The following is a 12,001-nucleotide window of genomic DNA, read 5'->3' as shown; positions in this document are numbered from 1 at the left end:
GAACCTCCGACCCTCTGATTAAAAGTCAGATGCTCTACCTACTGAGCTAATGGCTCGTTTCAAAAAAAGTTTTTAAATAAGATTTTTGACGTCCCGCTCTCAGTATGCTTAATCAAGTAGCAGCTCGAGCGGTACGCTGTTGCCTTTTCAAAGAAGCTAAATCGATCGTGCTCTACCTACTGAGCTAATGGCTCATCACATTCATGGCTGGGCTAGCTGGATTCGAACCAGCGCATCACGGAGTCAAAGTCCGTTGCCTTACCGCTTGGCTATAGCCCATTGATATAACTTCATGAAATACTTCTACGAATATGCTTCATGAGTTAACACCGCAGGATAATTTCAAGAATTTCTGTCAGGAAATTCGGGAAATTATCCGACATTGATATAATATTTTCAAAACAATGGCGGTCCCGACGGGGATCGAACCCGCGATCTCCTGCGTGACAGGCAGGCATGTTAACCACTACACCACGGGACCACAAAGAGTGGAGGATGACGGGATCGAACCGCCGACCCCTTGCTTGTAAGGCAAGTGCTCTCCCAGCTGAGCTAATCCTCCGAAATAAAATGGAGTGAACAAAATGAGCACTCCAAAAGATGACCCGTACGGGATTCGAACCCGTGTTACCGCCGTGAAAGGGCGGTGTCTTAACCACTTGACCAACGGGCCATGTTTATCATCTTCGTGGCGGAGAAGGCGGGATTTGAACCCGCGCGCCGTAAAAGAACGACCTAACGGTTTAGCAAACCGTCCCCTTCAGCCACTTGGGTACTTCTCCAATGGCTCCGCAGGTAGGATTCGAACCTACGACCGCTCGGTTAACAGCCGAGTGCTCTACCACTGAGCTACTGCGGAACAATCAAATCATAAGGACTGTTTATATTATATTTACTCTTTTTTGCTCTGTCAACTATCTTTTTTATTTTATTTCTTCGCCGAACGTCGAATGACGACGACCTTTATAATTTAGCACAGAAAGATTCGACTTGTCAACACTCTCTTTTTATTTTTTTCAATTTCCCTCGGCAAAAGCCGCATACGTATCGAGTTGTATCTAATGCTTTTCTTCGCACATACATATAGCGACATGATGTGCATTTGTAATAATGTTCTTTTGTCTTCGATAATAAAACAGGCTTACAAAAACGTGGAGCTTGTACCTTTTGTAATAATTCGCGAAAATCACGATCGCGATGGCGATAGCCTTTTCCTTCAAGATGCAAATGATAGTGACATAATTCGTGCTTAATGACTTGAATGAGTTCTTCTTCTCCGTACTGCTCATAATATTTTCTATTTAGTTCGATATGATGTGTAGAAAGCACATATCGCCCACCAGTCGTGCGTAATCGATCATTAAATACCGCACGATGACGAAATGGTTTATGGAATACATCCAACGATATGCGCTCAACAAGCGCCTGTAATTCACACTCATCCATTTTACTTCCGTCCTTTCACCATTGGGCTCTTTTACTCATAACATAATAAAAAACAATTTGAAGGTGATCATTATGCCGATGTGGTTAAAAAATCAAATGCGGCGTGCATACTATGAGAAAAATCGCGCACAAATTAAACTTCTTAATCAATGTTGGTTTTTTTATCGGAAAACACACTGCTCATGACAGTGTGTTTTCCAATGTTGGTGGAATCATTGTTAAAGCGATGCGCTCTTTTTGTAAATCGACCGAATCAACCCATACTTTCACAATATCTCCGACAGACACAACATCAAGCGGATGTTTGACATATCGCGTACTTAGTTTCGAAATATGAACAAGTCCATCTTGTTTCACACCAATATCTACAAATACCCCAAAATCGACGACGTTTCGTACGGTGCCTTCTAACTCCATTCCCTTTCTTAAATCCTCCATCTTTAACACATGTTTCTTTAAGATTGGTTTTGGCAAATCATCACGCGGGTCACGCTCCGGGCGATTCAATGCATCGATGATATCTTGAAGTGTCAATGTGCCGATATTCAGTTCTTGTGCTACCTCTTCGATGTTAATTCCTTCAAGCGCCCCTCGCAACTGCTCACTTCCAATCGCCTCTGTTGAAAAGCCAAGGCGATGTAGCAGTTGGTACACTTCCTCATATCGCTCTGGGTGAATTGGTGTGCGATCTAACGGCTCATCCCCATCTAAAATACGTAAAAACCCGATACATTGTTCGTACGTTTTCGCGCCAAGGCGTGGGATATGTTTTAATTGCGTGCGATTCGAGAACTTCCCGTGCTCTTCCCGATATTTCACAATGTTTTCAGCTACCGTCTTTGTTAGGCCCGATACATATTGCAATAACGTTGGAGAAGCAGTATTAACGTTCACACCAACTTGGTTGACTACTGTTTCAACAACAAACTGCAACGATTGCTCAAGCTTTTTTTGCGACACGTCATGTTGATATTGGCCGACCCCAACAGATTTTGGATCTATTTTTACTAATTCAGCAAGTGGATCTTGCACACGACGGGCAATCGAGACAGCGCTTCTCTCCTCCACTTGCAAATGCGGAAACTCTTTACGCGCCAAATCTGATGCAGAATATACACTTGCCCCTGCTTCATTGACGATCAAATAAAACACGTTCCCGTCCCACTCAGAAATTGTATCGGCTACAAACTGCTCTGTCTCTCGCGATGCCGTTCCGTTCCCAATGGCAATTAGCTCCACTTGATACGTATGAAGTAATTGCTTTAATTTTTCTTTTGCTTTTTCAACTTCATTTTTCGGAGGATGCGGGTAAATGACATCGATATGAAGTACTTTTCCCGTTTCATCGACGACAGCTAACTTACATCCTGTTCGATACGCCGGGTCTACTCCCAAAACAACTTTCCCTTTTAATGGTGGTTGTAACAATAAATTACGCAAATTTTCAGCGAAAATGTGAATCGCTCGTTCTTCCGCGCGTTCTGTCAACTCATTTCGCACATCCCGTTCAATTGACGGAGCAATTAAACGTTTATATGCATCTTCAATCGCTTCCACAACAATGGGAGCGGCCGATGCTTGTTCGTTCGTTACGATTTGTTTACGAATGTATGCAGTCATTCGGTCCGTATCTACGTCAATGTCAATGCGTAAAATTCCTTCTTTTTCACCCCGATTCATCGCTAAAATACGATGAGCAGGTGCTTTGGCGATCGGTTCACGGTGGTCGTAATACATTTCAAATACACGCTTTTCGTCTTTTTCCGTTTCTTTTCCAAAAGAAACAATGGTGCCCGTTTCCCACGTTTGTTGACGAATCCATTGCCGAAGGGCTGCATCATCTGACACTTTTTCAGCAATAATATCTTTCGCTCCTTGGATCACTTCTTCGATCGTATGTACTTCTTTTTGCTCATCAATAAACAATTGTGCTCGCTCTGCAATTGACTCATTAGGAAACGTTAATAACCATTCTGCAAAAGGTTCTAGCCCTTTTTCTTTTGCGATTGTCGCTTTCGTTCGTCGTTTTTGTTTATACGGGCGATATAAATCTTCCACCTCTTGCAGTTTCGTTGCTTTTGTAATCGCTTCTTTCAGCTCATCCGTTAACTTTCCTTGTTCATCGATTAAACGAATCACTTCTTCTTTTCGTTTCGCTAAGTTTTGCAAGTAATTCCATTCATCTAAAATGGTGCGAATTTGCACTTCATCGAGCGCACCAGTCATTTCTTTTCGGTAGCGCGCAATAAACGGAATCGTATTCCCTTCCTCATGAAGTTGGATGACGTGTTGTACATGTATAAATGGAATGTTTAATTGCGCAGCTAGTTGCTTTAGTAGCTCCAAACAAAATTCCTCCCCTAAACAAAAATAGCTACACAACGTAGCTATTTTTCCAGCATATTAAAAATCAATAAGACCGAGACTAATTTGCAACGCTTCATCTACTTTATCCATCATCTCATCATCTAGATGGGTAATCTTATCTGTCAGACGTTGTTTATCAATCGTCCGAATTTGTTCAAGTAAAATGACAGAGTCCCGTTCAAATCCGTAGCGCCTTGCGTCGATTTCAACATGTGTAGGCAACTTCGCTTTTTGGATTTGCGCAGTAATGGCAGCAACGATGACGGTTGGACTAAAACGGTTCCCGATGTCATTTTGAATAACAAGCACAGGGCGCACGCCCCCTTGCTCTGATCCAACTACTGGAGAAAGATCGGCAAAATACACGTCACCACGTTTGACAATCAAAAGATTACCCCCCGCTAACTAAGCGTTCAACGGTGTGGTCAGCTTCATATTCCGCAAGAAAAGCTTCCGACGCAAGCGACAAATTAATTTTCGCCATCTCCATATACCCACGTCTCATCGCTTCTCGAATTTGACGTTTTTTCCGCTCACGGATGTACATTTTCATCGCTTGATAAATCAGTTCATTTCGGCTGCCATTTTCTTGCTTCACAATTCCATCTAATTCGCTCACTAACGCCTGTGGTAACCGAATAACAATTTCTGTTGTTGCGCTGGATTCAGACACAAACACACACCTCCAACTAAACTACAACCACATAGTTGCTCCCAATTTACATCATACCATTTCATCTTCGCGATGCAAAGTCATTTCCAGCATCATTTGTTGAATTTTTGTAGAAATTTTTCGAAAAATACCGTTCTCCTTGCACCTATCTACTATAATACCGCATTTCTCACTTCAATTATACTCTTGTTTTTTAAAAAAATACGGGGAACACGATAACTAATTGTACAAGGAATTTCATAATTAATCGTATTTACATGCGCGGCAACATCATCAACGGAAATACGGTCCCCTTGTTGTTCACCGATGAGCGTCACTTTTGTACCGACAGGAAGCTCATACGGCAAACGAATCATCATTTGGTCCATACAAACCCGTCCAACAATTGGGGCACGTTTTCCATCAACGAGCACAGAAAAATGTTGCGTCCGACGTAACCACCCGTCAGCATAACCGATCGGAACTGTGCCGATCCATTCATCTGTCTCTGCTTCATATGTCGCTCCGTAACTTATTTTTTCTCCGCCTTTCACTTTTTTTACATGCGTTAAGCGACTGTGAAGCGAAAACGCTTCTTTTAACGGATAAGGTAACAATGATTTCATTTCTTGCGACGGTGCTAATCCGTACATTGAGATACCGAAACGAACCGCATTGAATATACGATCGGGATAACGTAGTCCTGCTGCACTATTGGCGCAATGAATGAGCGGTGGCTTAATCGACAACCATTCTAGCATGTGTAGAAACGTGTCATATTGAAACGAAAAATAGTCTATATTTTGTTCATCAGCTGTTGCAAAATGTGTGTATACTCCTTCGAGTATGAAACTAGGATGCTGTTCGATTGCGTGTATCATTTGCTGCACTTCTTCTTTTGTTTTCGCTCCTAATCGCCCCATCCCTGTATCTAACTTCATGTGAACGTTCAACGGTTGTTCATACGGGGCATACACGATCGCCTGTTCAAACCAATCCGCTCGAAAAACAGTTAGCGCAATGTTTTGACTAGCGGCTAACGGCGCATATTGAGGGTTTGTTGCCCCAAGTACGAGAATCGGTACGTCTAAAGAAATGCCTTTTTTTCTTAAAGCGAGCGCTTCGTCTAAAAAAGCGACGGCTAAACGTGTTGCACCTGCTTCAAGCGCTGTTTTCGCCACCTGAATATCCCCATGTCCATAAGCGTTCGCCTTCACGACAGCAATGACTTCAACATGAGATCCAACATGCTGTTTCATTGACTGTACGTTATAAAAAATCGCATCTAAATCAATTTCTGCCCATGTATCGCGGTAAAATGCTTGCTCCATCCTTCAAAGCCCCTTTAAAAATATGTTCACGTTTGATTATTTCTTTTGCCCTTGCATCATGTCAACAAAAAATAAAGACTCGCCGCGCGAGTCTTACTTCATAACCTTCCCTTGCACCGAACGGGCAATCGCAACCATTTCTTCTTTCGTTAAATCTTGTGAAGCGAGAATAAAATCGACACCTTTATACGTCCACGTCAACGTGCCGTTTGCCATCGCTCCAACGGCAAACCCTAAATCAACAGGCTCACCTTTAACCGTTGTCGATACGTTCGCTGTCGGTATAGCGTGCGCTTTTTCTTGTACAAGCGTAAACGACTTTTCCCCAGCAAATGTCATCACTATCCGCTTGCCATTTGCCGTTGTAAATTCTTTTTCTTCAGCAAGTTTCACACCATCGAGTTCGTATGTCGGATACATGATCGGCGCTGCTTGTTGGTTTGCTGCTGTCGTCGCTTCTTGTTCATTTTCTAACTTCGCTCTTGTCATATTTTTACTTACATCAAAAGCGTTATCATCAAACGAAGCATTCCATTCAACTTTGGAAAATTCAACTGTTAACATCGGTTGGGAGTCGACATCCATGACCATCACTTTTACCGGTGTTAAATCTTTTTTGTTTAACGTAATCTCTTGCTTCGGTAACATTTTTTTGTTTTCATAATTTGTTTTCGTTTGGAACACGTAATGGTTTTTTGTCGCTTTAAAATCCGCTTTCGTATCAGCTAAAATGTCTTTTACGAGCGATTCATACAAATATACTTGACTTGCGTTTTGCGGCCAGTCGCTTTGAAAACGAAAACTTTTATTTAGTGCAGGCGTTAATACAAATACTCCTTCGTCGTTGCGCAAAATCATTTGATGTTGATCACGCTGGGCGTTTTTCAAGTTCACGCGATAATAATTTGGAGACTTATGCCAAATCTCAATTTCATATACTTGTGGCTCCGTCCCTGTTTGCAGCGTCATTTTTGCTTCGGCTTTGTACCCAGACATCGTTTGTACTTTCTCATCGAGCGCCTTTAATACATCTTGTTGCGACTTTTCTCCGCAAGCGGCCAAACTGCCTACAATAAAAAGAAGCAGGCACCAAAAAAGCCATGTTCGTCTCATGTTTTCAACCCCTTTACCTCATTTGGACTCCCTTCATAAGCCATCATATGAGGTGAAACGGGAGAATATGCAGACTAGCTTGACAAGCGTTCAATAATTACTTGGGCAACTGCATAATGTTCGCTATGTGAAATCGAAACGTGCACACGTTCATCTATGGATGGAGAAATAATATACGGCTTGCCGTTTTCGTCATTGTTTATTTCAATATCGCGAAAAGAAACATGTGTACCAATCCCCGTCCCTAACGCTTTCGCATACGCTTCTTTTGCCGCAAATCGTCCAGCCACAAATTCAATTTTTCGTTTTGACGACAATTCGAAAAAACGCATACGTTCATTCTCTGTTAACACGCGTTCTATAAACTTCGGTTGCCTTTCTAACAAATGAGCTATACGACTTAACTCTACAATATCGATGCCAATCCCAACAATCATCCATACCCCTCCAACAAACAAAAAGAAGCTATCTGTTCAGACAGCTCCTATCGTTTTGTACGTGTTTTCGCTCCGCGTCCACGCGTCTCACTACGACGTTGGCGCGTTTGGACTTGCCGCTTTTTCTCTTTTTTCATAATCGGAGACTCTTCCGTCAACTGTACCGGCGTCATATCCGGCTCTTTCGTTAACATTTTAATACACGCAGCAACGAGCGAAACGGAGTCATGCTCCTCTAATAATTCCTCCGCTGCACGCTTATAAAATGACAAATTGTTATGTTCAATTGTCGCAAGCAGTTTTTCAATCGCTGCCCGTTGTTGCCCTTCAAGCGCCTCATCTAACGTCGGTGGCTTCATCCGTTCCATTTTCCGCTTTGTCGTCTTTTCAATATGGTGCAACTGTCCAATTTCACGCGGTGTAACAAACGTAATCGCCATTCCTGTTTTGCCCGCACGTCCTGTTCGACCGATACGGTGAACGTAGCTTTCTGGATCTTGCGGAATATCGAAGTTATAAACATGCGTTACGCCAGAAATGTCTAAGCCCCTCGCAGCAACGTCAGTCGCAACTAAAATATCAATCGAACCTTCTTTAAACTTGCGCAAGACAGATAAACGTTTCGCTTGGCTTAAATCACCGTGGATACCTTCTGCTGTATAACCGCGCAAGTTGAGCGCTTCCGCTAATTCGTCGACACGACGCTTCGTTCTTCCGAAAACGATCGCTAACTCCGGAGATTGAATATCTAGTAAACGCGTTAACGTATCAAATTTTTTCTTCTCTTGAATTTCGATATAGTATTGCTGAATGTTCGGAACGGTCATTTCTTTTGCTTTTACACGAACAAGCTCCGGATTGTTCATAAACCTCTCGGCAATGCGGCGAATTGGCTCTGGCATTGTCGCTGAAAAAAGAAGCGTCTGTCGTTCAGTTGGCACATGACTTAAAATAGCTTCAATATCTTCAACAAACCCCATGTTCAACATTTCATCCGCTTCATCTAACACGACGGTATGCACGTTCTGTAAACGGAGCGTACGACGTTGAATATGGTCAAGCACACGCCCTGGCGTACCGACAATAATATGCGGATGTTTTTTTAACGCTCGAATTTGACGTTCAATATCTTGCCCCCCGTAAATCGGCAAGACGCGCACACGCTTCGTTGAACCAATTTTATATAGCTCCTCGGATACTTGAATAGCTAATTCTCGCGTCGGTGCAACAATAATTGCTTGCACAGCATCATGGTTCATGTCAATTTTTTCAATAAGCGGAATGCCGAACGCTGCCGTTTTTCCAGTCCCTGTTTGCGCTTGCCCGATGACATCACGATTTTGTAAACTAAGCGGAATCGTAGCCGCTTGAATTGGCGTCGCCTCTTCAAATCCCATTTTACTAACTGCTTTCATCACTTCTGGACTTAATCCAAATTCTTTAAATGTAGCCAATGTTTTCATACTCCTTCTTCAAATAACTTACGAAAAAAGGCATCCCCGTATTGACGGAAGTGCCTTGTTGAAATTCATTCCGTAAACAGCTCTCGTTCATCATACCATTTTATGCATATGTTTTCAACAAATTGGACGCCTCTTTTTAATTATTTAACAAAGAAATGATTTCCTCTAGCTTCATGCCACGAGATGCCTTAAGTAAAATGACATCACCTGCTTCTATTATCCCACGTACATCCGCTGCTAATTCGAATTTATCGTCATGCGCCCGAACACGCCCCTCGCTAAACCGCTTGCTTGCGCGTTCAGCGATCGCTTTGGCACGTTCACCATATGTCAACACATAATCTATTTTTTGAGGATCGATCATCTCACCAATTTGCTCATGAAAGGCGATTTCTTGGTCACCTAGTTCAAGCATATCCCCGACAATCGCTATTTTTTTGCGATATCCTGTCAGTTGTCCAAGCAGCTCAAGGGCAGCACGCATCGATGTCGGACTTGCGTTATATGCATCATTAATAATTGTTACCCCATCATCTCGCTTGATTACTTCTGTTCGCATTTTTGTTACGGTCAAGCGCGAAAATCCCTTCTTCATACGTGCTACATCGATAGAAGCAAATCGAGCAACTGCAATGGCTGCAAGAGCATTCATCACATGGTGGCGGCCAAGAAGTGGCATACGAAACGTTTCGTTTGGCCAACGATTTACCTTAAACGTCGTTCCGTCCGCTTGAACACGAATGTCTAGCGGATAATAATCGTTTGTCGGTTCCATTCCAAACGTTTGAACATGCGAAAGATTAGCGTTTTCCACACGTGTTTGCAGTAACGGCTCATCCCCATGGTAAATAAATAAGCCGTCGCGTTTTAATCCCTTTATAATTTCAAACTTTGCTGTTGCGATTCCTTCGCGCGAACCGAGCTCTTGTAAATGCGATTCTCCTATGTTCGTAATGACCGCAACATCTGGTTCCGCAAGAGTAGAAAGGAGCTCAATTTCTCCAAAACCGCTCATGCCCATCTCGACAACAGCATACTCTGTGTCCTCTTTTAAGCGGAGAAGGGTCAGTGGCACACCGATATGATTGTTTAAATTTCCCTCTGTTTTTTGTACGCGATATACAGTTCCAAGAAGCGATGCAATCATATCTTTCGTCGTCGTTTTCCCGTTGCTTCCTGTCACGCCAATGATACGCGTCCGAAGTTGTTTACGATACGCATGAGCGAGCTGTTGGAGAGCAACGAGCGTATCATCAACAAAAATGAGAGGGACATCTTTCGGTGCATTTGGCTCGTGTTTGCTCCATAATGCGGCTGCTGCCCCTTTGTCAAACGCCTCCCTAACAAAATGATGTCCATTGAAAGTAGCTCCTTTCAGCGGAACGTATACATTTCCTTGCGCGATCGTGCGCGTATCTGTTGATACACCATGAATCATAACAGAAGCATATCGCTCATCAATCGTACTTCCCGGAATCATCGTTTGAATATTTGCTAATGAACGGGTAATCATGTTATCACCTTAAAATACATACGTAATATTTTGTTTTTCTTTATACCGCTCGATCGCCAGATGAATGAGGCGCTCGATTAATTGTTCATACGACACACCTGTATGTTTCCATAAAAGCGGAAACATGCTAAACGGCGTAAAGCCCGGCATCGTATTGACTTCGTTAATATACGCCTCTCCATCTGCTGTTAAGAAAAAGTCAGCGCGAACTAAACCGGATAAATCGAGCGTTTGAAAAGCAGTAAGAGCCATTTGTTTAATGGTCTCATATTCTTTGTCCGTAATATTGGCTGGGATGACTAATTGTGTGTGCCCGTCGACATATTTCGCTTCGTAATCATAAAACTCTTTTTTCGGCACAATTTCCCCAACGACAGAACAAATCGGCTCATCGTTTCCGATCACTCCAATTTCCACTTCACGACCGACAATCGCCTCTTCCACAATGACTTTTCGATCGTAACGAAACGCCTCTTGAAACGCTGTTTGTAATTGCTCACGGTTTTTACATTTACTAATTCCCACGCTCGAACCAGCATTGGCTGGCTTAACAAAGCACGGGTAGCCAAGCTCACGTTCTACCGTTTCATATACAGTTTCTTTATGTTTTTCCCATTCTTTTTTTAAGAAAAATACGTAACGCGCTTGTTTCAACCCTGCTTGTGCAAACAATTGCTTCATGACCACTTTATCCATGCCAACCGCTGATGCTAACACACCGTTTCCAACATACGGTACGTTTAATAATTCTAACATCCCTTGTACCGTTCCATCTTCTCCGTTCGGTCCGTGTAAAAGAGGGAAAATAACATCAATGCCATTCGCAATCGAAGCGAGCGCTGGTAAACCGTGTTGAAACGCTAGTTGTTTGACATCTTGCACTTCCCCTTCAATCGCCTCGCCGCGCAACCATTCTCCGTCTGTCGTAATGTAAATCGGAACAACCGTAAATTTTTCTTTATTTACCGCATTAATAACAGAGCGTGCGGTTTGCAACGATACTTTATGCTCAGGCGACTTGCCGCCGTATAGTACACCTAACGTGGTCGTCATGTTTCTTCCTCCTCAACTGTTCATGTCACTTCATTTATTGTAGCACAACTACTTTGTTATTTATATGGCGAAACGAGCCTAGATGGTGACGATGCATATCATTTCCCTGCTTGGAAACGATAAAAATACAAAAGATACGACTATTATGATTAGCTTATTTGAAATTTTTAAAGAGGCAGGGATGCGGCTGCCGATGGCGATCGGACAAACGTTTTCGGTCGTTGGGGGCTTAATTATCGGGCAAGCTGCAATAAACGCAGGTTTATCAGGACCAAGTACGCTTGTCGTCATGGCGACATCAGTTATTGCGACATTTACACTCGTTAATCAATCGCTTGCTGGAACGGTGTCGATTTTACGTTTTATCGTTCTTGCTGCTTCATCTATGCTCGGGCTTTTCGGATTTATCGCATCCATGTTTTTTATTCTTATTTATGTCGCAAATTTAACATCGTTTGGTGTCCCATATTTAGCCCCGATCTCTCCAGTAACAGGAGATATATGGAAAGTGGTGATTACTAGTGGATGGAAAAGATTTAAACGCCGTCCAAGCATGTTGAAAACGAACGACAATACGCCGGGTGACGAATCATGACTCGGCTATTTCTTTCCTTTTTTTGTTGTTT

Annotated in this window: 11 protein-coding genes, 7 tRNA genes and 1 pseudogene (1 of these 19 only partly in view); 2 read left to right on the top strand and 17 right to left on the bottom strand. The window is 42.8% G+C overall.

Translation table 11 applies throughout. The features are described 5' to 3' along the window. From NSQ23_RS01160 to NSQ23_RS01125, 8 genes are all read right to left on the bottom strand, one after another. Positions 1–56: transfer RNA gene (locus NSQ23_RS01160), tRNA-Lys, on the bottom strand; it reaches 20 nt to the left of the window's first position. Between the two features lie 148 nt (positions 57–204). Further along, positions 205–279 (bottom strand) — tRNA-Gln (locus NSQ23_RS01155). Positions 280–405: 126 nt separating this feature from the next. Then, positions 406–481: transfer RNA gene (locus tag NSQ23_RS01150), tRNA-Asp, on the bottom strand. A gap of 8 nt (positions 482–489) precedes the next feature. Then, positions 490–562 (bottom strand) — tRNA-Val (locus NSQ23_RS01145). Between the two features lie 39 nt (positions 563–601). After that, a tRNA-Glu gene (locus NSQ23_RS01140) sits at positions 602–673 on the bottom strand. Positions 674–689: 16 nt separating this feature from the next. Next, a tRNA-Ser gene (locus tag NSQ23_RS01135) sits at positions 690–782 on the bottom strand. A gap of 2 nt (positions 783–784) precedes the next feature. Next, positions 785–859: transfer RNA gene (locus NSQ23_RS01130), tRNA-Asn, on the bottom strand. A 134-nt stretch (positions 860–993) separates the two neighbouring features. After that, entirely contained in the window at positions 994–1,446 is a 453-nt protein-coding gene (locus NSQ23_RS01125) for a SprT family protein (RefSeq protein ID WP_339172369.1), read from the bottom strand. A 72-nt stretch (positions 1,447–1,518) separates the two neighbouring features. On the opposite strand from NSQ23_RS01125, the gene cmpA reads away from it, so the two are divergent. Continuing rightward, complete coding sequence (gene cmpA / locus NSQ23_RS01120) at positions 1,519–1,632, top strand: cortex morphogenetic protein CmpA (protein ID WP_012573928.1); 114 nt, start codon at positions 1,519–1,521, stop codon at positions 1,630–1,632. Here the strand turns inward: cmpA and NSQ23_RS01115 are convergent. The 9 genes from NSQ23_RS01115 to NSQ23_RS01075 form a co-directional block, all read right to left on the bottom strand. Beyond that, positions 1,627–3,792, bottom strand: coding sequence for a Tex family protein (locus NSQ23_RS01115; protein ID WP_231106964.1), 2,166 nt, complete (start codon positions 3,790–3,792; stop codon positions 1,627–1,629). The genes cmpA and NSQ23_RS01115 overlap by 6 nt on opposite strands. Positions 3,793–3,849: 57 nt before the next feature. Continuing rightward, positions 3,850–4,200, bottom strand: a complete 351-nt coding sequence (gene ndoA / locus NSQ23_RS01110; protein ID WP_004888744.1) for a type II toxin-antitoxin system endoribonuclease NdoA — start codon at positions 4,198–4,200, stop codon at positions 3,850–3,852. Positions 4,201–4,204: 4 nt separating this feature from the next. Beyond that, positions 4,205–4,486 carry a hypothetical protein gene (locus NSQ23_RS01105; protein ID WP_003398486.1) on the bottom strand — a complete coding sequence of 94 codons (282 nt, stop codon included), beginning with the start codon at positions 4,484–4,486 and terminating at the stop codon, positions 4,205–4,207. A gap of 152 nt (positions 4,487–4,638) precedes the next feature. Then, positions 4,639–5,796 (bottom strand): alanine racemase, encoded by a 1,158-nt coding sequence (alr, locus tag NSQ23_RS01100; RefSeq protein ID WP_339172368.1) that lies wholly within the window; start codon positions 5,794–5,796, stop codon positions 4,639–4,641. A gap of 93 nt (positions 5,797–5,889) precedes the next feature. Then, the gene (locus tag NSQ23_RS01095; protein ID WP_004888741.1) at positions 5,890–6,909 is read right to left on the bottom strand and encodes an outer membrane lipoprotein carrier protein LolA; all 1,020 of its coding nucleotides are present in this window, start codon (positions 6,907–6,909) and stop codon (positions 5,890–5,892) included. A 74-nt stretch (positions 6,910–6,983) separates the two neighbouring features. Continuing rightward, positions 6,984–7,346, bottom strand: a complete 363-nt coding sequence (acpS, locus tag NSQ23_RS01090) for a holo-ACP synthase (RefSeq protein WP_004888740.1) — start codon at positions 7,344–7,346, stop codon at positions 6,984–6,986. A 47-nt stretch (positions 7,347–7,393) separates the two neighbouring features. Then, positions 7,394–8,800 carry a DEAD/DEAH box helicase gene (locus NSQ23_RS01085; RefSeq protein WP_064220830.1) on the bottom strand — a complete coding sequence of 469 codons (1,407 nt, stop codon included), beginning with the start codon at positions 8,798–8,800 and terminating at the stop codon, positions 7,394–7,396. 145 nt (positions 8,801–8,945) lie between these two features. Continuing rightward, a complete protein-coding gene (gene murF, locus NSQ23_RS01080) occupies positions 8,946–10,322 on the bottom strand; it encodes a UDP-N-acetylmuramoyl-tripeptide--D-alanyl-D-alanine ligase (protein WP_339172360.1) in 1,377 nt (458 codons plus the stop codon). A gap of 9 nt (positions 10,323–10,331) precedes the next feature. Continuing rightward, the gene (locus NSQ23_RS01075) at positions 10,332–11,375 is read right to left on the bottom strand and encodes a D-alanine--D-alanine ligase (protein ID WP_339172357.1); all 1,044 of its coding nucleotides are present in this window, start codon (positions 11,373–11,375) and stop codon (positions 10,332–10,334) included. 142 nt (positions 11,376–11,517) lie between these two features. Here NSQ23_RS01075 and NSQ23_RS01070 point away from each other — a divergent pair. After that, a pseudogene (locus NSQ23_RS01070) lies at positions 11,518–11,970 on the top strand (spore germination protein); the annotation flags it as partial. Between the last annotated feature and the right edge of the window lie 31 nt (positions 11,971–12,001).

Source organism: Anoxybacillus sp. FSL W8-1294 (assembly GCF_037965005.1).
Taxonomy (GTDB): domain Bacteria; phylum Bacillota; class Bacilli; order Bacillales; family Anoxybacillaceae; genus Anoxybacillus; species Anoxybacillus flavithermus_G.
Note: the sequence above shows the minus strand (reverse complement) of the source record. Positions and strands in the feature narration are given on the sequence as shown.

Excerpts from the sequence above, each read along its gene's own strand:
- NSQ23_RS01125 (WP_339172369.1), bottom strand. The coding sequence starts at position 1,446 with ATGGATGAGTGTGAATTACAGGCGCTTGTTGAGCGCATATCGTTGGAT.
- cmpA (WP_012573928.1), top strand. The coding sequence starts at position 1,519 with ATGCCGATGTGGTTAAAAAATCAAATGCGGCGTGCATACTATGAGAAA.
- alr (WP_339172368.1), bottom strand. The coding sequence starts at position 5,796 with ATGGAGCAAGCATTTTACCGCGATACATGGGCAGAAATTGATTTAGAT.
- NSQ23_RS01095 (WP_004888741.1), bottom strand. The coding sequence starts at position 6,909 with ATGAGACGAACATGGCTTTTTTGGTGCCTGCTTCTTTTTATTGTAGGC.
- acpS (WP_004888740.1), bottom strand. The coding sequence starts at position 7,346 with ATGATTGTTGGGATTGGCATCGATATTGTAGAGTTAAGTCGTATAGCT.
- murF (WP_339172360.1), bottom strand. The coding sequence starts at position 10,322 with ATGATTACCCGTTCATTAGCAAATATTCAAACGATGATTCCGGGAAGT.
- NSQ23_RS01075 (WP_339172357.1), bottom strand. The coding sequence starts at position 11,375 with ATGACGACCACGTTAGGTGTACTATACGGCGGCAAGTCGCCTGAGCAT.